The organism is Trueperaceae bacterium (assembly GCA_036381035.1).
Lineage (GTDB): Bacteria > Deinococcota > Deinococci > Deinococcales > Trueperaceae > DASRWD01.
Map to the genome: position 1 here is coordinate 1 of DASVDQ010000071.1, position 23,544 is coordinate 23,544.

The 23,544-nt window shown below is 74.0% G+C and carries 20 protein-coding genes; 8 read left to right on the forward strand and 12 right to left on the reverse strand.

Going from position 1 to position 23,544, the window contains the following annotated elements; genetic code table 11:
- Nucleotides 1-190 (forward strand): hypothetical protein (locus VF202_08350; GenBank protein ID HEX7040106.1); only part of this gene is annotated, 190 nt, incomplete at its 5' end.
- 81 nt (nt 191-271) lie between these two features.
- Here the strand turns inward: VF202_08350 and mfd are convergent.
- The 5 genes from mfd to acnA form a co-directional block, all read right to left on the reverse strand.
- A complete protein-coding gene (mfd, locus tag VF202_08355; protein HEX7040107.1) occupies nt 272-3,442 on the reverse strand; it encodes a transcription-repair coupling factor in 3,171 nt (1,056 codons plus the stop codon).
- Nucleotides 3,432-4,301, reverse strand: coding sequence for a 16S rRNA (cytidine(1402)-2'-O)-methyltransferase (gene rsmI / locus VF202_08360; protein ID HEX7040108.1), 870 nt, complete (start codon nt 4,299-4,301; stop codon nt 3,432-3,434). Before rsmI ends, mfd begins: the two co-directional genes overlap by 11 nt.
- Before the next feature lie 26 nt (nt 4,302-4,327).
- On the reverse strand, nt 4,328-5,443 hold the full coding sequence (locus tag VF202_08365) for a SpoIID/LytB domain-containing protein (protein HEX7040109.1): 1,116 nt from the start codon (nt 5,441-5,443) through the stop codon (nt 4,328-4,330).
- A gap of 255 nt (nt 5,444-5,698) precedes the next feature.
- Complete coding sequence (locus VF202_08370; protein HEX7040110.1) at nt 5,699-6,118, reverse strand: hypothetical protein; 420 nt, start codon at nt 6,116-6,118, stop codon at nt 5,699-5,701.
- A 215-nt stretch (nt 6,119-6,333) separates the two neighbouring features.
- Nucleotides 6,334-9,069, reverse strand: a complete 2,736-nt coding sequence (acnA, locus tag VF202_08375; protein HEX7040111.1) for an aconitate hydratase AcnA — start codon at nt 9,067-9,069, stop codon at nt 6,334-6,336.
- Nucleotides 9,070-9,115: 46 nt separating this feature from the next.
- Between acnA and VF202_08380 the strand changes: the two genes are divergently transcribed.
- Both VF202_08380 and VF202_08385 read left to right on the forward strand, forming a co-directional pair.
- The gene (locus VF202_08380; protein ID HEX7040112.1) at nt 9,116-9,784 is read left to right on the forward strand and encodes a hypothetical protein; all 669 of its coding nucleotides are present in this window, start codon (nt 9,116-9,118) and stop codon (nt 9,782-9,784) included.
- A gap of 47 nt (nt 9,785-9,831) precedes the next feature.
- The gene (locus VF202_08385; protein HEX7040113.1) at nt 9,832-10,167 is read left to right on the forward strand and encodes a hypothetical protein; all 336 of its coding nucleotides are present in this window, start codon (nt 9,832-9,834) and stop codon (nt 10,165-10,167) included.
- A gap of 105 nt (nt 10,168-10,272) precedes the next feature.
- Here the strand turns inward: VF202_08385 and trxA are convergent, their stop codons facing one another.
- The 3 genes from trxA to VF202_08400 all read right to left on the reverse strand — a co-directional run bounded on the left by trxA (nt 10,273) and on the right by VF202_08400 (nt 13,123).
- Nucleotides 10,273-10,596 (reverse strand): thioredoxin, encoded by a 324-nt coding sequence (gene trxA, locus VF202_08390; protein ID HEX7040114.1) that lies wholly within the window; start codon nt 10,594-10,596, stop codon nt 10,273-10,275.
- Nucleotides 10,597-10,793: 197 nt separating this feature from the next.
- A complete protein-coding gene (locus VF202_08395) occupies nt 10,794-11,993 on the reverse strand; it encodes an amidohydrolase family protein (GenBank protein ID HEX7040115.1) in 1,200 nt (399 codons plus the stop codon).
- Between the two features lie 11 nt (nt 11,994-12,004).
- Nucleotides 12,005-13,123 (reverse strand): CofH family radical SAM protein, encoded by a 1,119-nt coding sequence (locus VF202_08400; protein ID HEX7040116.1) that lies wholly within the window; start codon nt 13,121-13,123, stop codon nt 12,005-12,007.
- 79 nt (nt 13,124-13,202) lie between these two features.
- Between VF202_08400 and VF202_08405 the strand changes: the two genes are divergently transcribed.
- From VF202_08405 to VF202_08425, 5 genes are all read left to right on the forward strand, one after another.
- Nucleotides 13,203-16,430: a hypothetical protein gene (locus VF202_08405; GenBank protein HEX7040117.1), complete on the forward strand. Its 3,228-nt coding sequence runs from the start codon at nt 13,203-13,205 to the stop codon at nt 16,428-16,430.
- Between the two features lie 20 nt (nt 16,431-16,450).
- Nucleotides 16,451-17,044: a hypothetical protein gene (locus VF202_08410; protein HEX7040118.1), complete on the forward strand. Its 594-nt coding sequence runs from the start codon at nt 16,451-16,453 to the stop codon at nt 17,042-17,044.
- A gap of 18 nt (nt 17,045-17,062) precedes the next feature.
- Entirely contained in the window at nt 17,063-17,713 is a 651-nt protein-coding gene (locus tag VF202_08415) for a CBS and ACT domain-containing protein (GenBank protein ID HEX7040119.1), read from the forward strand.
- 18 nt (nt 17,714-17,731) lie between these two features.
- Nucleotides 17,732-18,892, forward strand: a complete 1,161-nt coding sequence (locus tag VF202_08420; protein HEX7040120.1) for an acetoin utilization protein AcuC — start codon at nt 17,732-17,734, stop codon at nt 18,890-18,892.
- 77 nt (nt 18,893-18,969) lie between these two features.
- Nucleotides 18,970-19,848 (forward strand): NAD(P)-dependent oxidoreductase, encoded by an 879-nt coding sequence (locus VF202_08425; protein ID HEX7040121.1) that lies wholly within the window; start codon nt 18,970-18,972, stop codon nt 19,846-19,848.
- A gap of 6 nt (nt 19,849-19,854) precedes the next feature.
- On the opposite strand, the gene VF202_08430 is transcribed toward VF202_08425, so the two are convergent.
- Genes VF202_08430 through VF202_08445 form a run of 4 tightly spaced genes read right to left on the reverse strand, consistent with a single transcriptional unit; the run spans nt 19,855 to nt 23,519 of the window.
- Complete coding sequence (locus VF202_08430) at nt 19,855-20,688, reverse strand: ABC transporter permease subunit (GenBank protein HEX7040122.1); 834 nt, start codon at nt 20,686-20,688, stop codon at nt 19,855-19,857.
- The gene (locus VF202_08435) at nt 20,685-21,752 is read right to left on the reverse strand and encodes an ABC transporter ATP-binding protein (GenBank protein ID HEX7040123.1); all 1,068 of its coding nucleotides are present in this window, start codon (nt 21,750-21,752) and stop codon (nt 20,685-20,687) included. Before VF202_08435 ends, VF202_08430 begins: the two co-directional genes overlap by 4 nt.
- The gene (locus VF202_08440) at nt 21,749-22,504 is read right to left on the reverse strand and encodes a methyltransferase domain-containing protein (GenBank protein HEX7040124.1); all 756 of its coding nucleotides are present in this window, start codon (nt 22,502-22,504) and stop codon (nt 21,749-21,751) included. Before VF202_08440 ends, VF202_08435 begins: the two co-directional genes overlap by 4 nt.
- A complete protein-coding gene (locus VF202_08445; GenBank protein ID HEX7040125.1) occupies nt 22,488-23,519 on the reverse strand; it encodes an NAD(P)H-quinone oxidoreductase in 1,032 nt (343 codons plus the stop codon). Before VF202_08445 ends, VF202_08440 begins: the two co-directional genes overlap by 17 nt.
- Nucleotides 23,520-23,544: the final 25 nt, after the last annotated feature.

The window sequence follows — 23,544 nt, forward strand, 5'->3', positions numbered from 1 at the left end:
CGGCGGCGTGGGCCTCGGCATCGGGGCGGGCGTGAACGTCGCCGTCAACGCCTTCGCCGGCGGCGAGTTCAGCCTGTCGCAGGCGGGCCTCCCCGAGGGCGGGATCTTCCTCGAGGCCGGCCCGTCGCTAGGGTTCAGCCCCTTCGTCTTCGGCGTCACCGCCAAGCTGGGCTTCAACTACCACTTCTAGCGATACGAGACCTGACAGTGCAGGGCCCCTGCCTGGTGCGGGGGCCTCGTCTTCTTGTGGTGCGACCGGAGGGGTCCAGGCTCAACCCAGTAGGTAGAGGACGTCGGTGACGGCGCCGGGCAGGTCGGCGGGCTTGAGGCCGCGCTTCTTGATGCTGAAGCCGGGCGGGTAGCGCGTGACCTCGACGGCGAAGGGGAGCCGCTTCAGCGCCCTCGCGTCGTAGTCGAGGTCGCCCACGTCGCCGTGCAGGCTGATCTGCACGTCGGTCATGTGCTCCTTGACGGTGGCCACGCCCTTCGAGCCGGCGAGGATCCGCAGCCGGGTCAGCTCGACGAACGCCTTCACCTCGGGCGGGAACGGTCCGTAGGCCTCGCGCAGCTCCTTGGCCACGCGCGACACCTCGGCGAGGGAGTCGGTCTCGGCGAAGCGTCCGTAGAAGGCGACCCGCTCGTCGTCGTCCTGCAGGTAGGTGGGGCTGAGGCGGGCGTCGACGGAGAGGTCGATCGTCACCTGGGGCCTCTCGGCGGCGCGCTGCTCGCCCTTGAGCTTCGCGATCTCCTCGGCGAGCAACTCGGTGTAGACCTCGAGCGAGACCGCGCTGATGTGGCCGTGCTGCTCGGGCCCCAGCAGGTTCCCGACGCCGCGTATCTCCATGTCCTTCTCGGCCAGGAGGTGGCCGGAGCCGAGGTCGTTCAGCTCGGCGATCGCGTAGAGCCGACGCTGCGCCTGTTCCGTGAGGCGTCCCGGGTAGAGCAGGTAGGCCCAGGCCTCGGTCTCGCGCCGGCCCACCCGGCCGCGGAGCTGGTAGAGCTGGGCGAGCCCCAGCCTGTCGGCGCGCTCGATGACCAGCGTGTTGGCGCCCGTGATGTCGAGGCCGGACTCGACGATCGTCGTCGACAGCAGCACGTCGTAGGCGCCCTCGTCGAAGCCGATCATGACCTCCTCCAGCTCGTCCTCCGGCATCTGGCCGTGCGCCACGCCGATGCGCGCCTCCGGCACGAGCTGCGAGAGGGTGCGTGCCCTGAGGCTCATCGAGCCGACGCGGTCGTGGATGTAGAACACCTTGCCGCCGCGCTCCATCTCGAACAGCACCGCGTCGCGCACGGTGAGCGGGTCGTAGGGCTGTAGAACGGTCTGTATGGGCTTGCGACCCTGCGGCGGGGTGAGGATCTGGCTGACGTCCCGCAGGCCCACCAGGCTCATGTAGAGCGTGCGCGGGATCGGCGTGGCCGACAGCGACAGCACGTCGACGTCGGCCTTGAGGCTCTTCAGGCGCTCCTTCTGGCCCACGCCGAAGCGGTGCTCCTCGTCCACGACGAGGAGCCCGAGGCGCTTGTAGGCCACGCCTTCGGCCAGCAGCCGGTGCGTGCCGACGACGATGTCCACGCTGCCGCTCTTCAGGCCCTCGATGACGTCCCTGGCCTGCCTGTCTGGCGTGAAGCGCGAGAGCATCTCGACGCGCACCGGCAGACCCGCGAAGCGCTCCCTGAACGTGTCGAAGTGCTGCTTCGCCAGGACCGTCGTGGGCACGAGCATCGCGACCTGGTAGCCGTGCCCGACGACGCGGTGCGCGGCGCGTATCGCGACCTCGGTCTTGCCGAAGCCGACGTCGCCCGAGATCAGGCGGTCCATCGGCACCTCGCGCCCTAGGTCGGCGAAGACGTCCTCGACGGCCTTGGCCTGGTCCGGCGTCAGCTCGAAGCCGAAGTTCCTCTCGATGAGCGGGTCCCAGTCGGGCAGCGGCGGGAACGCCGTGCCCTTCGAGACCTGCCGCTTGGCGTAGGCCTTGATGAGCTCGGCCGCCAGCTCGGACGCGTTGACGCGCGCCTTCTCGCGCGCCCGCGCCCACTCGTTCGTGCCCAGGGTCGACAGGCGCGGCGGGTCGTCCGTGGTGCCGGGGTGCCGGCGCACCAGCGGGAGCTGCTCGACGGGCAGGTAGAGCTTGCCCTCGCCGGCGTACTGGAGCAGCAGGTAGTCGCGCGTGACGCCCACCACCTGCCGCGGCTCCAGGCCGAGGAAGCGGCCGATGCCGTGGTCGGGGTGGATCAGGTAGTCGCCCACGGTGAGCTGGGAGGCGTCGTGGACGGCCTTGCCGGGCAGCCGCTTGAGGCGGCGGCCGCCCTGGTAGCCGTAGAGCAGCTCCTCGCTGAGCACGACCTCGCGGCGCTCCGGGTCGCGGTAGCCGCCCTGCGCGCCCTTCGCGATCAGCAGCGACACCTGGCCCGGCCGGTCGCCCACCTCGTTGCGCCAGTGCGACTCCTGCTCGTCCAGGACCTTCTCGCGCAGGTAGCGCCCGGTGCGCTCGAAGCGCAGGAGCAGGTGCACCGAGTAGCCGTCGCGCAGCCACATGTGGACGTCCTGCGCGAACGCCGTCAGCTTGCCGCGGTAGTAGCCGAGCGGCTCGAGCGGCGCGCTGGCGCGCTCCAGGTCGAGGGGGTCGCGGCCGAAGCTCACGACCTCCCGCCCCGCCAGGTAGCCCCACAGCCAAGCCGTGCCGAGGACCTCAGTCGAAGCGGCCCCTCCGGTGTCGCCTGACGGCGGCTGGTCGTCGTCGGGCGCGCTCCCCGGCCCCGCGTCGCCACGCCGCGGCGCGCCGTCCCCCGCGGTCCCTCGCCCGCCGCGCGTCTCGGCCGCTTCGTCGGGTACCGCGCCGGGCATCAGCTCGGGCGCGTCGAGGAACACGACCCCGGGCAGGTGCTCGAGGAGCCTGGTGGTCCACGTCGACCTGTCGTACTCGGCGAGCGACACGGGGGCCAGCACGTGGGAGGACCTGGGCTCACCGGCCAACGTGAGCGCCTCGAGCTCGTCGCCGAAGAACTCGAGGCGGAGCGCGCCGTCGGCGTCGTCGGCGGAGAGGTGCACCGTCACGGTGTCGCCCCGCACGGTGAAGCCGGGCAGGGCGTCGCGCTCGAAGCCGAGCCTCACCAGGGAGGCGAGCAGGTCGTCGCGGTGGTAGTCGCGCCCCGCCTCGAGCCGCAGCGCCAGCGCGCGCGGGTCGGCGGGCACGGGGCTGAGCGCCCGGTCGAGGCTGACGACGACCTTCTCCCTCAGCTCGTGCCAGTCGGCCGGGCCGGGCTCGACGGTGACGTCGGCGCCGAAGACCCTGGCGTCGGCGAACAGCGGCAGGCGGTCGGCCGTCGTGAGCAGCACCGCCGGTCCCTCGTGGCGCGCGAACAGCGCCAGGCGCGCCACGCTGGGCAGGCCCAGGAGGCGGCCGGCGGCTGTCCTGGTGAGGGGTTCCCTAGTCGTCATGGTCGGGGTGGTCCAGGGCGGCGCGGTAGGCGGCGTTGCGCGGGGCGCCCAGCGCCGCGAGCGCGCCGCGCAAGAGCCTACCCCTAACCCCGGCCGCGGCGAGTCGCGCGGCCGCCTCCTCGGCGGTGAGGCCGCCCAGGGCGGGCTCGGGGTGGTCGTCCTCGGCGTGCGGGCGCGGCCCCACGACGACCACGACCTCGCCGCGCGCCGGCGCCGCGGCGAAGCGGGTCGCCAGCTCGCCGAGCGTGCCCCTCACCGTCTCCTCGTGGAGCTTCGAGATCTCGCGGCTCACGCTGGCGGGCCGCGCCTCGCCGCAGGCCTCGGCCAGGTCGCGCAGCGTCTCGGCCAGGCGGTGCGGCGACTCGTAGACCACGCTGGTGGCGTGGCTCGCGGCGATGTCCCGCAGCCGGCGCGAGCGCGAGCTGCCCTTGCGCGGCAGGAAGCCCTCGAAGGTGAAGCGGGCGGTGGGGAGCCCGGAGGCGACGAGGGCGGGCACGAAGGCCGTGGCGCCGGGCAGGACCTCGACCTCCACGCCGGACGCCAGCGCCAGCCGCACGAGCTCCGCGCCGGGGTCGGAGATGCCGGGCGTGCCCGCGTCGGTCACGTAGGCCACCCACCCGTGCTCCTCGAACAGCGCCGGCGCCCGGGAGGGGATCGTGTGGGCGTCGAGGCGCTCGAGACGCGCCGCGATGCCGTGGTGGTCGAGCAGCACGCGCGTGCGGCGGGTGTCCTCGGCGGCGACGACGTCGGCCTGCCGCAGGACGTCTAGCGCCCTGAGGGTCACGTCCCCGAGGTTGCCCACCGGGGTCGGCACGAGCGTGAGCCTCCGGGCCACCGTGGGCGCGCGGCCCTCCGTCATGAGCCGAGGCTACCGCGGCGGCGGGGTCAGCGCGCCTCGGCCACGAAGCGGGTCAGGCCCGTGTGGGGGTAGTAGAACGCCAGGATCTGGCTGTAGTCGTAGCCGGCGCTCGCCAGGGCGCGCGCGCCGTACTGGCTCATGCCGACGCCGTGTCCCCAGCCGTCGCCGCTGACGGTGAGGCCGCCCTGCACCCGGAACGACATCGACTTGAGCCCCCAGGACCGCGCCAGGGACCTCAGCTGGGCGCCGCGCAGCACGCGCGTGCCCCGGGTGCCGGCGACCTCCAGCTCGCTGACGCGGCCTGACTCCGAGAGCGCCAGCACGCGCAGCGACGTGACGTCGCCGACGTCTAGGCCGGCCGCCGCCAGCGAGGCGCCGAGGCTGCGGCCGTCCAGGCGCACGGACCAGGAGCGGTGCGGGCTGCTCGAGCGCGCGTCCTCGCGCGCCACCAGGTACGGCGTCCACGTGCCCCACACCTCGGCGCTGGAGGCCAGCGTGCCGCCGGAGTCGGCGTGGTAGTAGGTCCGCGCCGGGGCGCCGCCGTAGGTCACGACCACGCCGGCGGTGGCGGCGATCGCGGCGTCGGTGCGCGGGTTCTCCGCCGCGACGCCGCGGTAGACCTGGCAGTCCTCGGTGGCGCACAGGTCGTAGCGGGCCGCGGGGTCGAGCGAGGTGAGCGTGTAGCTGCGCGCGGCGACGGCCTGGGCCTTGAGCGCCTCGAGCGGCCACGACGCCGCCATCTCGGCGGGGACGACGCCGCGCAGGTAGTCCTCGACGCCGACGACGTTCACGACCTCCACGCCGCCCTCGACCGCCGACAGCCGCACGGCGCCGCGGTAGCGGCGGCCGTCGAAGGCGAACAGGCCGGTCTCCGGCTCGAGGGTCAACGTCTGCCCCACCGCCGCCCCGTCGACGTAGAGGGTGCCGTCAAGTGCCGTCACGGGCCACTCGAGGCCAGCACCGGCCCTGAAGCGCCGGCGCCCGTCGACCAGCCCCACGTGCGGCCCGTCGAGGTCGACGACGACGCTGGGCTCCACGGCCAGCAGGACGCGGACGACGGCGGACCCGCCCACGGCCTGGGCGAGGGCCGCCGGGGCCAGCGCCAGGCACAGGGCCGCCGCGGCGAGCAGGAGACGCCGCACGCGGGGTGGACGTAGGCGAGGACGGCGCGTGCCGGCGCGCATCACCAGGCGAGTATGCCAGGCGCGCCCGTCGCCGGGCTCGGGACTATCCCACACGGAGGACCACGCCTAGCGACGACGGCGTACCGGACGCGTTCCCGCCCGCCGGCCAGGGAGCCAGCCACCCGAGGCGATCGCGCCCGACGGCCGCCGCTCCCGCGAGAGCGCCGGCTGTCCGACTTCCGCCGCGCCGCTAGAGGCCCGTGGACCCCCGCGCTACAGGTCGCTGCCGCCCGGCATCGTGAGACGGAACACGCCCGTGGCGTCCTGGTACGTCACCCTCACCGTGTAGACGCCGCCCCCCAGGGCGAAGACCTCGTCGAGCGCGATCCGCTCGCCGGCGCGGTACGTGCGCTCGAAGACCTTGGACTCGGGCGCGCCGGGTGCGTTGGTCTGGAAGCTGGCCGGCCGCTCGTAGAGCACCGCGACCGTGACCGACCCGCGCCTCACGAGGCCGCTGAAGCCCACGGGCATGTCCTCGCGCATCAGCGTGCGCCGGCTGGTCTCCGCCACGTGGTCCATCTTGTAGAGGAGTATGGGCGTCTGGGTCGGCACCCCGAGGTACCAGCCCCTGAGCTCGCCCACCACGAAGAAGATCGCCGCGAGCACCAGCAGGAAGCCGAGCAGGTCGCGCATGTGAGGCGGATGATAACGCGCCCGGGCCGCGCGGCTCCGTGGGCTTTGCCGCGTTGTCGCCCTCCTGTCTCCGGCTCGGGCGGAGCGGAACGGGCGCCCGCGGTGGTCCCCACCCACGCCGGCGACGACGAGCAGCGCGCCCGCCGCCGTGATGGAACGGGCGCCGCGGCCCGTCGTGGCAGCGGCGCCCGCCCTCGCCTACGCGGACCGGGACCTCAAGGCGCCACGCTGCCGGCGGACGCGCGCTTGATGTTGCGCAGCACGGTGTGGAGGATGCCGCCGTTGCGGAGGTAGTCGACCTCGACGGGCGTGTCGAGACGCAGCACGGCCTCGAACTCGGTGGCGCTGCCGTCGTCGCGCCGGGCCGTGACCCTCACGCGCTGGCGCGGCTCGAGCGGCTCGGCGACGTCGATGTCGTAGGTCTCGGTGCCGGTGAGGCCCAGCACCTCGGCGTCCTGGCCGTCGAGGAACTGCAACGGCAGCACGCCCATGCCCACGAGGTTCGACCTGTGGATGCGCTCGAAGCTGCGGGCGATGACGGCCTTGACGCCGAGCAGGTACGTGCCCTTCGCCGCCCAGTCGCGACTCGAGCCCATGCCGTAGTCCTGGCCGGCGATCACGATGGTCGGCACGCCCTTGGCGATGTAGCTGCGGCTGGCGTCGTAGATGCTCTTGACCTGGCCGTCGGTGAAGTCGGTCGTGTAGCCGCCCTCGGTGCCGGGGGCGACCTGGTTCTTGAGCCTGATGTTCGCGAACGTGCCGCGGGTCATGACCCTGTCGTTGCCGCGGCGCGAGCCGTAGGAGTTGAAGTCCTTCTTCTCGACGCCGCGCTCGATGAGGTACTGCCCGGCGGGGCTGTTCACGGCGATCGAGCCGGCCGGCGAGATGTGGTCGGTGGTGACGGAGTCGCCCACCTTCACCAGGACCCGCGCGCCGCGGATCGGCTCCACGGGGGCCGGCTCGTCCGGCATGTCGATGAAGAACGGCGGCTCCTGGATGTAGGTGGAGCTCTCGTCCCACTCGAAGAGCGTGCCGCCGCGCACGGGGATCGCGTTCCACTTCTCGTTCGAGCGCTCGATCCCGTCGTAGATGCGCCGGAACGTCTCGGGGTTCATCGCCCTCTCCATGTGGGCGACGACCTCGGCGTGCGTCGGCCACAGGTCGCGCAGGTAGACGGGGTTCCCCTGCGCGTCGTGCGCCAGCGGGTCGTTGACGATGTCGATGTCGACGGTGCCGGCGAGCGAGTAGGCGACGACGAGGGGCGGGCTCGCCAGGTAGTTCGCCTTCACGTGCGGGTTGATGCGTCCCTCGAAGTTGCGGTTGCCGGAGAGCACGCTGGCCGCGACGATGTCGCCCTCCTGGATCGCCTGCACGACCGGGTCGGGCAGCGGCCCCGAGTTGCCGATGCACGTGGTGCAGCCGTAGCCCACGACGTAGAAGCCGACCTGCTCGAGGTACGGCAGCAGGCCCGTGTCCTTGTAGTACTCGGTGACGACCTTCGATCCGGGCGCGAGGCTGGTCTTCACCCACGGCTTGGCCCTGAGGCCCCTCTCGGCGGCCTTCTTCGCGACGAGGCCCGCCGCGATCATCACGCTCGGGTTCGAGGTGTTGGTGCACGAGGTGATGGCGGCGATCACCACGTCGCCGTGCCTGAGGTCCCTCTCGACGTCGCCCATGCGCAGCCTGCCCGTGCGCCGCAGCGCGGCGTCGTCGAGCGCGAAGCCGCGCTCCTCGAACGGCTTCGTGAGGTCCTCGCGGAACTGACGCTGGACGTCGGCGAGGCGGATACGGTCCTGCGGGCGCTTGGGTCCGGCGACGGAGGGCTCGACGAGCGAGAGGTCGAGCTCGATGACGTCGGTGAAGACGGGGTCGGGGGTGGAGTCGTCGCGCCACAGCATGTTCGCCTTGGCGTAGCGCTCGACGGCCTCGACCTCGTCGGGCAGGCGCCCGGTCTGGCGGAGGTAGCGCAGGGTCTCCTCGTCGATCGGGAAGAAGCCCACCGTGGCGCCGTACTCGGGCGCCATGTTGCCGATCGTCGCCCTGTCCGGCACGGTCATGGCCTTGAGGCCGGGGCCGAAGAACTCGACGAACTTGCCCACCACGCCCTTCTTGCGGAGCATCTGCGTGACGACGAGCACCAGGTCGGTCGCGGTCGCGCCCTCGGGCAGGCTGCCGGTGATCTTGAAGCCGATCACCTCGGGCATGACCATGTAGTAGGGCTGGCCGAGCATCACGGCCTCGGCCTCGATGCCGCCGACGCCCCAGCCGAGCACGCCCAGGCCGTTGATCATCGTCGTGTGGCTGTCGGTGCCCACCAGGGAGTCGGGGTAGACGACCTCCCCGCCGAGGTGCGGCTTGCTGAGCACGCCCTTGGCCAGGTACTCGAGGTTCACCTGGTGGACGATGCCGGAGGCGGGGGGCACGACGTTGAAGTCGTCGAAGGCCGCCTGGCCCCAGCGCAGGAACTCGTAGCGCTCGCGGTTGCGCTCGAACTCGATCTCGGCGTTGCGGAGCAGGGCCAGCGGGCTGTCGTACTCGTCCACCTGCACCGAGTGGTCGATGACCAGGTCCACGGGCACCTGAGGGTTGATCAGCTCGGGGTCGCCGCCGAGGCGGTGCATCGCGCTGCGCAGGGCCGCCAGGTCGACGACGGCGGGGACCCCGGTGAAGTCCTGCAGCACGACGCGGGCCGGCATGAACGGTATCTCCTGGTCGGCCACGGACCTGGCGTCGTAGGCGGCCAGGCGCCTGACGTCGTCGGCGGTGACGACGTAGCCGTCCTCGTTGCGCAGGAGCGACTCGAGCAGGACGCGCACGCTGAACGGCATGCGGGAGACCTCGCCGAGCCCCGCCTCCTCCAGCGCGGCCAGGCGGTAGTAGTAGGCCTGGCCCGAGCCGGTGTCGAACGTGGACCGCGCCTCGAAGCTGTCTGGGTTCGTTCTGTCACGCATGTCTGCTCCCTACTCTCGGCTCGAGTCTCCGCCTAAACTACGTGACGTGAAGGAGCCAGAGTCACGTAGCAGGCCCGGGCGCTCCCGGCGCACCGTCGTCGTCGACGACAGGGCCGCCGCCTCGGCCCTGCTCGACCCGTCCACGGTAAGGCACCTCGCGCCGTTCCTCGGTGCCGAGCTGAGCGTCACCGAGGCCGCGCGCCTCACCGGCGAGAAGCCGAACACCGTCCTCAAGCGCGTGCGCAGGTTCGTAGAGCTCGGCCTGCTCGAGGTCGCGCGGGAGCGGGAGCGCGCCGGTCGGCCGATCAAGCTCTACTCGGCCGTGGCCGACGTGTTCTTCGTGCCGTTCGCCGTCACCGAGGCCGAGTCGTACGAGGCCGTCCTGCGGGCGCGGGAGTCCTACGCCGAGGAGCTGCTCAGGCGCAACGTCGTCCGCACGCGCCTCGAGGCCTTCGGGGAGTGGGGCACGCGGATCTACCGCGACGAGCGCGGGCGCCTGCAGGTCCAGACGGCCGTCACTCCCGACGCCAACGTGACGATGCTCGACCCGGGCGCCCCGGCCGTGCTCTCGGCCTGGCGCGACGCCGTCATGCTCGACTTCGAGGACGCCAAGGCGCTGCAGCGCGAGATGTTCGACCTGCTGCTGCGCTACCTCGAGAAGGAGGGCTCGCAGCGGTACGTCGTGCACCTCGCCATGGCGCCGGTCCTGGGCTGAACGTGTCGGCGGTGTACGTTCTCACCTGCGCGCCGTAGCATCACGGCATGAAGCGGACGCCTGCCCTCACAGCGCTCATCGTCGCCCTGGCCGCCGCGCTCGCCGCCTGCGCGCCCACGACGCTCCCCGGCGCCGACGACGAGGTCGCGGCCGAGCTCGACCGCACGGCGAACATCATCTACCACCGCATGGAGCTCGGCTTCCTCGAGACCGGCACGTACACGACGAACGTGCTCGTCGACCTGCAGCTCCCCGAGGGCGCGAAGTGGACGCTGCAGGAGTTCGCCAACGACGGCTCGACCTACAGCCTGCTGCTCACGTCCTCGCGCGCCGAGGGCGCCGCGTGGGAGGTGTCACCCCGCGGGGTCAGGCGCGTGAGCTAGGTCCGACCGGACCGGGCCGGCGTGACGCGCCAGCGCCAGCGCCCCGCCGTGGCGGCGGGCGCTCGCGCCGTGGGCCCGCGCGCGGCCGCTGCCGCGGCGCCCGTATCAGTTCAGGTGCTTGGCGATGCGCGCCTGGTAGTCGGCCTTGCGGGCGACGCCGACGACCTGCTCCACGGGCTGGCCGTCCTTGAAGAGGATCACGGTCGGGATGCTCATGACGCGGAACATCTGCGCCGTCTGCAGGTTGTCGTCGACGTTGAGCTTGCCGACCTTGACGGAGCCAGCGTACTCGTGCGCCAGCTCCTCGATGATCGGGCCGACGACGCGGCACGGGCCGCACCAGGGCGCCCAGAAGTCGACGAGGACGAGGCCGTCGCCGGCTTCGTCGCGGAAGTTGTCGTCGGTGATCTCAACGAGGTGGTCGTCCACTGCATCTCCTACCGCCGGAACCGGCCGGCGGGTGTTGGCGTTCCGGTCCAATCTACGTCGCGGCGCTCGCGGGGCGCGTGTCGCCGGTGAGCCGGACGGCGCCGGGCGCCTCGCCCGCTCGCCCCGGATGCCCGGCAGGTCCGCCCGCGAAGCGGCCGGCGCCGCGGCGCCCGCGCGCAGGTCCCGGGGCCGCGTCGCTAGGTCCAGGCGCCGAGCGCCGCGGCGGGGGCGCCGACCGAGACGCGCGGGGGCCGGAGGCCCAGGGCCCTGTAGCCGCCCTTCACGGCGGCCCTGACGACGGCGCGGGGGCTCGCCCTCTCGCCGTGGAGCTCGGCGGCGGCGAGCGCCTCGGCGACGACGTCGAGGTCGGGCGAGGAGCCGCGGGAGTCGGTGCCGATGGCCACGTCGACGCCGTGCCTGGCGAACGTCTCCCACGGGAAGCGCCCGCAGCCGAGGGACGCGTTGGAGCGGGGGCAGTGCACGACGGCGCAGCCGGCCGCCTGCGCCAGCCGGACGTCCTCGTCGTCGACGGCGACCATGTGCACGAGCGTGGGGCCGCCCTCGAGGGCGCCGAGGTCGTCGAGGTAGCGCACGGGCGACGCGCCCACCGGCGCCACCGGGTGGCCCCATGAGGCCAGCGCCGCGGCCAGCGGGCCGGTGCCGCGCAGCCACAGCTCGCGCTCGGCGGGGGTCTCGGCCACGTGGATCGCCACGGGCAGGCCCTGCGCCCGCGCCCACGACGCGACGCGCCGCAGCAGCGGCGCCGACACCGTGTGCGGCGTGTGCGGGGACACGCCCACCCGCACGCCGCCGGGGCGCTCCAGCGACCGGAAGCGGTTCACGACCTCGACCGCCCGCGCGAAGCCCTCCTCGGCGGCGTCGGGGTCGGGACCGATGACCTCCCAGTAGGCCACGCCCGTCAGGTCCGGGTCGCCCAGGAGCAGCTCCATCACGGCGGGGTCCGTGACGGTGTCGCCGACGACGCGCACGCCGCTCGCCTTCACCTCCGCCAGGCCGCGGCGCGCGGCGGACGCGCCCCGCGCCCCGGCGCGCCCGTGGGCGATCACGGCCCTGAGGAAGTCCTCGTACCCGCCCGGCGTGTAGGGCATGTCGCTGAGGTCCAGATGGGTGTGCGCGTTGACGGGCGCGGGGCTCACGGCGTAGCCGGCGTCGACCACGAGCGACCTGGGGTGCGCGGCGAGCAGCTCGTCGCGGGGGCCGACGGCCGTGACCACGAGCCGGCCCGGCTCGTCCTCGAACAGGGCCACGGCGGCCTCCTGACGCGGCGTGCCGTAGCCCTCGTACACGACGCGCGCCGTCACCACGCAGCGCAGCGGCCCACCGGGGTCGGCGGGAGCGGCGCGGCGCACGAGCTCGTCGAGAGGGACGAAAGGCACGTCGGTCGGCGTCAGGCGGCGGGAGAGGCCAGCAGGGCGTCCACGTCGGGCCGCGCGATCACGTTGTAGAGGCTGTCGCGCTGCACGGGCACGAAGCCGGCGTCCACGATCTGCCGCACGATCTCGCGCTCCGAGGCGGCGCGGTGCCGCGCGCCCGCCCGGGAGACGACGTTCTCCTCCATCATCGTGCTGCCGAAGTCGTTGCAGCCGAAGAACAGCGCGGTCTGCGCGACCTTGTAGCCCATCGTCGGCCACGACGCCTGGAAGTTCACGAAGTTGTCGAGGAACAGCCGCGTGACGGCGACGTTGCGCAGGTACTCGTGGGCGTCGGCGCCGGGGACCTTGCCCTGGATGCGCACGCCCTCGGTCTGCAGCGTCCAGGAGATGAACGCGGAGTAGCCGTTGCCGTGCGTGGCGAGGGCGCGGTCCTGGGCGTCGCGCAGGCACAGGAGGCTCTCGACGCGCTGCTCGACGGTCTCGCCGAAGCCGATGACCATCGTCGCCGTCGTGTAGAGGCCGAGCTCCTGGGCGTCGGCCATGATGCCCAACCACTCGCCTGCCGAGATGCGGGCGGGCGCCACGTGCCGAGCGTGCCTGACCTCGTCGACGAGTATCTCGCCCCCGCCGCCCGGCAGGCCGTCGAGGCCGGCGGCCTTCAGCTCGGCGAGCACCTCCTTGGCGCTCATGCCGGTGAGGCGCGTCATGCCCCTTATCTCTTCGGGGCTGAAGACCTCGAGCCGTACGCCGGGGTGACGCTCCTTCAGGAAGCTCAGGAGGCCCGTGTACCACTCGAACGGCAGGTAGGGGTTCACGCCGCCCTGCATCAGCACGCGCGTGCCGCCGATGGCCTCCAGCTCGGCCAGCTTCTCGCTCACCTGCTCGTAGGACAGGACGTAGGCGTCGGCCTGGCGCCTGGTGCGGTAGAAGCCGCAGAAGCTGCAGCCGACGTTGCAGACGTTCGAGTAGTTGACGTTGCGGTCGATGAGGTAGCTGACGGTCTCGGGGTCGGTGCGGGCGAGCCTCACCTCGTGCGCGGCGGCGGCCAGGTCGAAGAGCGGCAGCTCGTGGAGCGCCACCGCCTCCTCGGGCGTGAGCCGTGTACCCGACGCCGCCTTCGCCAGCAGGCCCATGGCGGCAGCATAGCACCGCTCCTGGACGGCCCTCCGGCGGCCCTGTATACATGCGGGCGACACGAAGTAAACTGCGCTCATGACCAGGAAGAACGGGAGCCCTTGGCGGTCCGTCTTCGAGGAGACCGCCAAGGCGGCTCACGGTCGCCGGGACGAGGTGGCGACGATCGGCAGCATCAACTGGCTGCGTCACGCCATGGAGCGGCGGGGCGCGAACCCCAACGTCGTGCGCAACATCATCTACCGCGACAAGGGGCGCCTCTTCGACAAGCGCGAGCTCTACCTGATCCTCGAGGACCTGAGGCGCGACCTCGGCCTGCCGCCCATAGACGACCCCGAGCTCACGCAGCTCGGCACGCCCTTCGCCGCCGCCGAGCTCGAGGTCGACCAGGTGCTGGGGCGCGAGCAGCGGCGTGTGTACCGGGCGATGGTCGGAGGTATACGGGCGGGCGGGTACCCCAAGCTCATCGTCACGGGACGCGCCGGCTCGGGCAAGACGATGCTCGCCGATTACATCCAGCAGGCGCTCGAGCTCCACGAGAGGGACGGCCTCCGCGTGTACCGGGCCCACTTCCCCTCGCCCGAGCTCGACGCCGCCTTCGTCCGCCTGGCGGCGGCGCTCGGCATGCCGGACGGGCTCATGGAGTCGCGGCTCGTGCGCATCGGCAGCGCGGGGCCGTTCGCCGTGCAGGCCGACGCCCAGGCCGAGACCGTGCGCCTGGTCATGGAGCACCTGCGCTCGGACCCGGCGCCGAAGGTGCTGATCGTCCACCTGTCGCAGGGCCTGGGCGCACCGGGTCGCCTGGGCTCCCAGCCGCTGCGCCTCAACACGCCCGACGTGCCCCGCGTCAGCGCCGCCGAGTGGCTGTGGAAGTCGCTGCTCAGGCCCCTGGCCACGCTCCAGCGCACGAGCGTCTACGTCAGCGCCGTCGAGGTGCCGGCCGCGGCCCACGAGGCCACGGCCCCCTTCGAGGGACCGCTGCGCCTCACGGCGCCCACGACCGCCGAGGCCAAGCGCCTGGTGGCGGCCCACGGGCCGGACCTCCCCGAGGACGTCAAGGACGCGATCGTCGCCCGCGCCGGCAGGTCTTACGAGGAGCTGCGCACGCTGACGCTCCTCACCTACGTCCGCCAGCACGCCGTGGGCGAGGACGCCGGCACCGAGGAGGCGCTCGAGCGCCTCAGCGCGCTCGCCGAGCCGGGCGCCGAGCAGCGCATCCGCGCCTTCCTCGCCGCCCTCGCCGTGCTGTCCTCCGGCGAGGAGCAGGAGCTCTCCGGCGAGGAGCTGGCCGAGGTCGCCCGCGCCGTCGCCCCCGGCGAGCAGCGCAAGGGCCTCTCCCAGTTCGAGCTCTCGTTCCTCGACCCCCTCCCCAACCGGCCCGGCAGCTACCGCACGTTCTCGCGCCGGCTGCTGAGGCTGGTCGAGGAGCGCCTGGCCGCCTCCGACCCCGAGCTCCTGCGCGCGGCGCACGCGGCCGCCGCCGACCGCACGGCCGAGGCGGCCGCCGCCGACCCGACGTCCCGCGCCGCGCACAGGCACCTCCACCACTCCCTCGAGGCGCGTCGCTGGGGCGAGCTCGTCGCCTGGTGCGAGAGCCGCCCCGCCCCCTACCCCGTGCTCACCCGCATGTGGGACGCCGCGCGCCGCGAGCTGGCGGGCGACGAGCTCGAGGCGTTCGCCCTGGCCTTCGCGAGGCAGATGCTCCGCCTCGGCGCCTACGAGCACGTCGAGACCGTGAGGGCCTGCGAGCTCCTCTCCCGCTCCGCCGACCCGCTGCGCCGCGCCTGGACCGCCGTGCTGCGCGCCCAGGCCGAGGTGTCGGCGGGGCGGTTCGAGCGGGCCGAGGTCCTGCTCGTCTCCAGCGACGAGGGCGTCGACGACCCGGTGCTCGCCGCCGAGCGCGACCTCACGACCGCCAGCGTCATGCGCTGGCGCGGCGAGCTGGAGCGCGCCGCCGAGCTGGTGGCGCACGTGGCCGGGCGCGACGGGGCGCGGTCGGTGCCCCCCGGCTCGCTGGCCGAGCGGGCCCTGCGCACGAACTCGGCCGTGTGGGCCGGGCTCATCGCCAAGGACTCCGGCGACCTCATCGGCTCCCTCGAGCAGCTATGGGCCGAGGACACCGGCGGCGACCTGATGGGCGCCCGCCTGGCGTTCCAGCGCGGCGACGTCGCGCTGCGGCTGGGCCTGTTCGACACCGCCGGGCGCGAGCTCGACCACGCGCTGGAGGCAGCAGCGACCTACGGCGCCCTCCCGCGCGAGCGCGCCCGCTTCGCCGCCCGGCGCGGGACCCTGGCCCGCCTCACGGGCGACCTCGCCGGGGCCGCCGAGTGGTTCGACCTGGCGCGGGAGCTCACCGAGCAGGGCCCCGGCGACAAGCTCGACGTCGCCTTCGGCCTCGCCCGCGTCGAGGACGAGGCGGCCAGCGCGGCGCTGGCGGCCGGCGACCACGAGGCCGCGATCGTGGCCGTCACCACCGCCATCGCGACGTTCAAGGAGTACCAGCAGCGCCGCGAGGTCGACGCCTCCTTCCGCATCGCCCGCGCCGAGGTGCACCTCGCGACCGCCTACGCGCTGCGCGGCCTGAACGTGCCGCTGAGGCGGCCGCTGCCGCTCCTGGCCGTCGAGCGCGGCAGCGCCGACCTCGACCACGCGCTCGCGACCCTCACCGAGGTCATCGAGACGGTCACCGACCCGCGCCGGCGCCAGCCGGCAGGCGTCTCGGCGCTGCGCGGCCTGGTGCGCGAGGCGCGCCTCATGGCCGCCTACATCACGCCGGACCCGGAGCGCGCGCTGGCCCTCGCCGAGGAGGCCGTGGCCGCCGCGCGCTTCGACTACCAGCGCTCCGACGCCCACGCCGCCAAGGCGCTGGCGCTCATCCGCTGCGGGCGCTGCGAGGAGGCCCTGGCGTCCGTGGCCGCCGGCGAGGCCGCACTCGCCCGCTCCACCCGCGTCCTGGCCAGCGCCGTGAAGGGCGCGCCCGCGGAGTCGGGCGACCTCGGCCTGCGCACGCAGCACGCCGTGCTGCGCGCCGTGGCACACCTCCGCGCCGGCGACCAGTCGCAGGCCGCCGAGGCGGTCGTGAGCGCCCTGTCCGACCCGCTGCTGGCGCCGTTCCACGAGGGCGTACTGCGCGCCTTCGGCGAGGCCGCCGAGCTGGAGCCAGACCAGTCGTGGAAGCGCCACCGCCCGCTGCGGGCGGTGCTGGGCATCTCCGGCACCGGCCCGTCCACGCCGGCGCGCCTGCCCGACGCGCTGGTCGCCGCCTGGCGCACGCGCAACGCCGCGCCGGCCCCGGCCGGCCGGTGACCCTGGCGGGCGCGCCCCGCGTGGACGGCGCGCCCGTCGCCACCATCGTCCCCTGCGCTCCGCCCGGCCTGCTGGCCGGTCTGACACCGCACCCCGGCCTCGACGCCTTCCGTCCCCCCGCGGCGCAGCACGCGGCGCTCCTGGCGATCGCCGGAGAGGAGCGCGGCTGCGTCACGGCCGCCTACGACCCGGGCAGCCGCCAGCTCGTCGGCTACGTCGCCTTCCACGCCCCCTCGCCGGTCGAGACGTGGGGGGACGACAGGAGCGGCGCCCTCGTCGAGCTCGGCGCCGTCGAGGTCGCCGACGCCTACCGCGGCCAGCGCCTCGCCGAGCGCATGCTGGCGGCGTCGTTCGCGGGGGGCAGGTTCGACGACACCGTCGTGTTCGCCGCCCTCTACCGCTGGCACTACGACCTGCACCGCACCGGCCTCGGCGAGCTCGGCTACCGGCGCATGCTGGAGCGCCTCTACGGCACGGTCGGGCTGGTGCCCGTGGACACCACGGACCCGGAGATCGCCCACGACCCGGCCAACCGCCTCGTCGCGCGCGTCGGCCCGCGCGCCCCGGAGCGCGTGGTGAGCGAGTTCGAGCGGCTGAGGACCCGCCGCTGGTAGCCTCGGGGAGGGAGGCCCATGCTCGTTTCCGACGTCATGACCAGGCAGGTCGTCGCGATAGGGCCCGACACGCCCATCCGCGACGTGCAGGCCCTCATGGAGCAGCGCAACGTCAGGCACTTCCCGATACTCGAGGGACGCGCCGCGCCGGGTCGGCCCGACGCCCTGGTCGGCATCGTCTCCGACCGCGACGTCCGCCTCGTCGGCGCCGACCACCCCCGCGCCCCCGCCGGCGTGAGGTCCACGGACCCGGTGAGCCGGCTGATGGTGAGGAGCGTCGTCACCGCCCACCCGGGCGACCCCATCGAGGAGACGGCGAAGACGATGCGCCTGAGGAAGATCGGCGCCATGCCCGTCATGGAGGACGGGCGCCTCGTCGGGATCGTCACGGCCACCGACCTGCTCGACGCGCTGGTGAGGATGTCCGGCGTCCACCAGGCGGCGTCCCGGCTCGAGGTCGAGGTCCCGAACCGTCCCGGCGCGCTGGCCGAGCTCCTCGGCCTGATCGCCGACAGGCGCGTGAACGTCGTCAGCGTCATGACCACGCGCGGCGACGACGAGACCGTCTCGTTCGTGCTGCGCGTGGCCACCGCCGACGCCAGGGGCCTCGCCAGGCACCTCAAGGGCGCCGGCGTGAACGTCGCCTGGCCGCCGGACAAGCGGACCTGAGCCGTGAGCGCCGGCCCCGTGAGGTTCGTCTTCGACCCCGAGCTCGCCTCCTTCCAGCTCGCGCCGGAGCACCCGTTCAAGCCCCTGCGCTACGAGCTGGCCCGTACGCTCCTGCGGGCCGCCGGGGCCCTCGAAGAGGACGAGGTCGTGCCGCCGCGCCCCGTCTCGGACGACGACCTCCTGACCGTGCACGACGAGCGCTACGTCGGGCTGGTGAGGGCGGCCTCCGCGCCGTCCTCGCGGCCGCCCGACCCCGAGCTGCAGCGCCACGGCCTGGCCACCGCGGACAACCCCGTCTTCCCGCGCATGCACCAGCTCGTGCGGGGCGTGGTGGCCGCGACGGTCACGGCCGTCGACCTCGTCGCCGCGGGCGCGGCGCGGCGCGCCGCGAACCTCTCGGGCGGGCTGCACCACGCCCTGAGGGACCGGGCCTCGGGCTTCTGCGTCTACAACGACCTGGCGGTGGCGATCAGGCGGGCCGTCGACAGGCACGGGCTGCGCGTCGCCTACGTCGACGTCGACGCCCACCACGGCGACGGCGTGCAGTGGCTCTTCTACGACGAGCCGCGCGTGCTGACCGTGAGCCTCCACGAGTCGGGCCGCTACCTCTTCCCCGGCACCGGCTTCACCTACGAGACGGGCAACGGGCGCGGGCGCGGCACCGCCGTGAACGTGCCGCTCGAGCCCTTCACCGACGACGACAGCTTCCTCGAGTGCTTCGAGGCCGTCGTGCCCCGCGCGCTGCGCCGCTTCGCGCCCGACCTGATCGTCCTGCAGGCCGGCGCCGACATGCACCACCGCGACCCGCTCGCCGACCTCTCGCTGACCCTGCGCGGCATGCGCGGCGCCTACGAGCGCGTCGTGGAGCTGGCCGAGGAGCTCACGGGTGGGCGGCTGGTGCTCACGGGAGGCGGCGGGTACGACGCCTACCGCACGGTGCCGCGCGCCTGGGCGCTGGCCTGGTCCGCGCTCGCCGGGCGCTCGCTGCCCGCGGAGGTGCCGCCGGCGTGGCGCGAGGAGTGGGAGGGGCGCCTGGGCGTGGAGCTGCCGGCGACCTTCGTGGACGAGGAGCCCGAGCCCTCGCCGCGCGCCGCGGCGATCGCCGGACGCAACCGCTCGGTGGCGCAGCGCCTGCTGGCCCAGCTGGAGGAGATCTGGAGCGAGGCGCCGGCCGCCTGAGGACGTCGTTCCGCCACCGGCCCCACGGCCCGGCGCGGACGAGCACGAGGCGGGGCGCCCGCGGAAGCGGAGGGAGCATGAGGGTAGGCTTCATAGGACTCGGCACCATGGGGGCGCCGATGGCGCGCCGGCTCGTCGAGGCGGGCCACGACGTCGTCGTGCACAACCGCACCCGCGAGCGGGAGGAGCCGCTGGCAGCGCTCGGCGCCCGGCGGGCCGCGACGCCGCGCGAGTGCGCCGCCGCGCGCGAGGTCGTCTTCACGATGGTCTCCGACACTCCCGACCTCGAGGCCGTGGTGCTGGGACCGGACGGGGCCGCCCTCGGGCTCGAGCCAGGCAGCGTGCTCGTGGACATGAGCACCGTCAGCCCCGCCGCCACGCGGCGCCTCGCCGCCGAGCTGGAGGACCGCGGCGTGAGCATGCTCGACGCGCCCGTCTCCGGAGGCAGCGAGGGCGCCGAGAGGGGCACGCTGTCGATCATGGTCGGCGGTCCGGCCGAGGCGCTGGAGCGCGTGCGCCCGCTCCTCGAGGTCCTGGGCAAGACGATCACGCACGTCGGCGCCAGCGGCGCCGGCCAGGTGGCGAAGGCCGTGAACCAGGTGATCATCGCCGGCACCTACGCCTCCGTGGCCGAGGGCATGGCCCTGGCCATGAAGGCCGGCGTGGACCGGGAGGCGCTGCTGCGGGCCCTCTCCGGCGGCGCGGCCTCGTCCTGGGTGCTGGCGAACAGGGCGCAGAACATGCTGCGCGGCGAGTACCCGCTGGGGTTCCGCACGCGGCTGCACCGCAAGGACCTGGAGATCGCGCTGGACGAGGCCAGGGAGCGCGGCGTGAGCATGCCGGTCGCGGCCTACGTCGAGCAGCTCGAGGCCGGGCTCGTCGGCCGCGGCTACGGCGACGAGGACGTCTCGAACGTCGCCCGGGTCGTCAGGGAGCTGGCCGGCATCGACGACTGAGCGCGCTCACAGCCTGGCGATCAGCTCCGTGCGGCGCAGCGACCGGGCGCCGACCCACAGCAGCGAGGCCGCGGCCAGCCACAGCACCAGCCCCAGCGCCGCGACCAGCCAGACGCTGAGGTAGATGACGCCGAGGGCCTGGGCCGCGACCAGGGCCACGACGGGCAGGACGACGATGCCGCCGAGCTGGTAGGCCTCCTGGAACGTGCTGACCCGCGCCGAGACGATCACGGAGGCGCCGAGGCCGAGGGCCGCGGCGGCGGGCATCACCCACGCGAGCAGGACGAGCCACATCGCCGTCGGGACGAACAGCCGGCCCATCACGGGCCAGGCGGCGGCGTTCGCCGTCACCGCGTAGACGACGAACGCGCCCAGGCCGATGCCGACGGCCGGCAGCCAGGCCGACAGCATCTTGGCGAGCACGAGGTCGGCGTCGGAGAGGGGGCTGTAGACGAGGACCTCGAGGGTCTTCCGCTCCTTCTCGCCGGCGAACGAGTCCGCGGCCAGGACGCTCGCCACCATCAGCGGCACGACGAGGTACAGGGGCGCCAGCATGTAGACGATGCCGACCACGACGACCCGCTGGGCGTCGTTCAGCCCCTCCAGGCTGGCCAGGAGCGTCGGCGAGAACGTCTCGAGCAGCTCGGCCACCGCCCCGGCCTCGTCGGCCACCACCGGCGCCAGCAGCGCCACGCCCAGCGGCAAGACGAGCATGAACAGCACCGGCACGACGACGAACGGCACCGTGACGGCCTTGCTGGCGAGGGCGACGGTGAGGTCCTTGCGCACGACGGCGCGCACGGACCGCCAGCGCCGGCCGCTCGCGGCCGCCCCGCTCACGCGCCCTCCCCTCGCCGCGCCTCCGCCGGCGGCCGGTCCCCCGCCGGAGCCTCCCCGTGGATCGCGAAGTAGACGTCCTCGAGCGTGGCCTGTTCCGGCTCGACCCTGTGCACGGCCAGGCCCGCCCCGACCAGCGTCGCCACGAGCCGCGGCGTCGCCCCCGGCGGCAGGCGCGTGACGACGAGCTCGGAGCTCGACCCCGCGGCCGCCTCGACGACGGCCTCGGGGAACGCCGCCCTCACGGCCTCCGCGGCGGCGGCCCCCTCACCGTCGCCGACGCCGAGGTGGAGGCGTCCCTGCGGCAGTCTGGCGGCGAGCTCGCGGGGCGTGCCCAGGGCGACGAGCCGGCCCCGCTGCAGGACGGCGACCCTGTCGCACACGCGCTGCGCCAGCGCCAGGTCGTGGGTGCAGATCAGGACGGTGCGCCCCGCGCCGGCGCTGAGCTCACGCATCGTCTCGGTGACCTGGCGGGAGACGACTGGGTCGAGGCCCGAGGTCGGCTCGTCGAGGAACAGCAGCTCGGGCTCGTGCAGCAGCGCGCGCGCCAGCGCGAGCCTCTGCTTCATGCCCTTGCTGAAGCCGCCCACGCGCTGGTCGGCCGCCGACAGCAGGCCGAACCGGTCGAGCATCTCGTCGACCCTGGCGGCGACGCGCTCCTCCGGGTAGCCGTAGAGCGCGGCGCAGTACCTGAGGTTCTGGCGCGCGGAGAGGCGCTCCTCCAGGGCGTGGTGCTCCGGCAGGACGCCGAGCCTGGCCCTCACCTCCGGCCCCCGCGTCGTGGGCGAGAGGCCGAGCACGCGCGCCATGCCCGCGCTGGGCGTGAGTACGCCGGCGAGCATGCGGAGCGTCGTGGTCTTGCCGGCGCCGTTGTGGCCCAGGAGCGCGAACAGCTCGCCGCGGGCGACCTTCAGGTCGAGGCCGTCCACGGCGGTCGTGGCCCCGAAGCGGCGCGTGAGGCCCTCGGCGACGACGGCTGGGGCGTCCGGCGCGGCGGCGTTCGTGACCCGGACCGCCGCGACCCCCGGCGCGCCGCCGCTCCGCGACGACGGCCCCGCGTCGCTCACGGCCACCGCGCCGCCACCCACACGCGGTCGGCGTCCTCGCGCGCCGGCTCGCCGCCGGGGTACTCGACGACGTCCACGTCAACGAACCCGGCCGCCGCGACGAGCCGCCGCAGCTCCGCCGGCGAGTAGCCGCGCTCGACGTGCCGCTCGACGAAGCTGCCCTCCGGGGTGCTGCAGAACGCCTCCACGTAGGCCAGCCCCGTCTCGGGCTCGTAGGAGTGACGCCAGCTGTAGTAGACGTCGTCGGCCCAGCCCTCGACCTTGCCGCCCGCCCACAGCTCGCGCAGCGCCAGCTCGGTGTTGGCGTCGAAGACGAACACGCCGCCGGGCAGGAGGTGGCGGGCGACGTTGCGGCAGGCCGCGGTGAACGCGGCGTCGGTGAGCAGGTTGTTGAGCGAATCGAACACCGAGTAGGCCAGCGCGAAGCGGCGCGGCAGCGAGAACGACGCGAAGTCGCCGAGGTGGAACGGCGTGCCCGGCAGCTTCGCCGCGGCTACGGCGAGCATCTCGCGGCTGGCGTCGAGCCCCTCGACCGGCACGCCGCGCGCCGCGAACGGCGCCGTCGAGTTGCCGGTGCCGCAGCCGATGTCGAGGGCGGGGCCCGACCGGTAGCCGCGCTCGGCGGCGAGGCGCAGCACGAACTCGGCCCACAGGTCGTACTCGACCTCGGCCATGACGGCGTCGTAGACGGAGGCGAGCATGGTGAACGGGGCCGCGCGCAGCGGCCGGCCCGGCTCAGTCCGCCCGCTCATCGACGAGCAGCGCCACCTTGCCGACGTTGCGGTTCTCGCGCATGTAGGCGTGGGCCTCGGCGACCTCCTCGAGCCGGTAGACCCTGTCCACGTGCGGCCTCAGCAGGCCCGCGGCCAGGTCGTCCCCGAAGCGCGCGAGGAACTCCTGCCTCACCTTGAGCTTCTCGGCGAGCGGCCTGTGCCTCAGCGTCGAGCCGATCAGCTTCAGCCGCCGCGTCATCAGCTCGCGGATGTCGAGCTGCGCCCGCCGACCGCCGAGCGTGGCGATGAACACGAGGCGTCCGCCCGTCGCCAGGACGTCGAGGTTGGCCCTGAGGTAGGCCTCGCCGACGATGTCGAGGATCACGTCCACGCCCTGGCCGCCCGTGTGCTCCATGACGGCCTCCTCGAAGGGCCGGGCGTGCCTGTCGACGGCCAGGTCGGCGCCGAAGCGCCGGCACGCCTCGCACTTCTCGGCGCCGCCGGCGGTGGCGTACACGGTGCAGCCGGCGCGCTTGGCCAGCATGATCGCGTACGACCCCACCCCGCTGGCGCCGCCGTGCACGAGCAGGCGCTCCCCCTCCTGCAGGCGCGCCTCCATGAACAGGTTCAGGTAGGCGGTGAAGGCGGCCTCCGGCAGGGAGGCGGCCTCCGCCCACGTCCAGCCCTCCGGGACCGGGATCAGCATCGCCGCGGGCACCGCGACGTACTCGGCGTAGCCCCCGCCGGGCAGGAGGGCCGTGTAGGCGCCGCCCAGACGCACCCCCGCGCTCGCCATCACCTCCTCGTCGCCGGCGACGAGCACGCCGGCGGCCTCGAGCCCGAGCACCTCAGACTCGCCGGGCGGCGGGGGGTAGTTGCCGGCCGCCTGCGACAGGTCGGCGCGGTTCAGCGCCGTCGCCATGACCTTCAGCAGGACCTCGCCGGGGCGCAGGGTCGGCGTGGGCGCCTGCCCCACGCCCACGCCGCCGGCCTGGTCGACGACGGCGGCGCGCATGACCGCCGGGACGCCGGCCGCCGCGACGTCTGGTGACATGCCCCATGCTATACGGCCCCGCCGG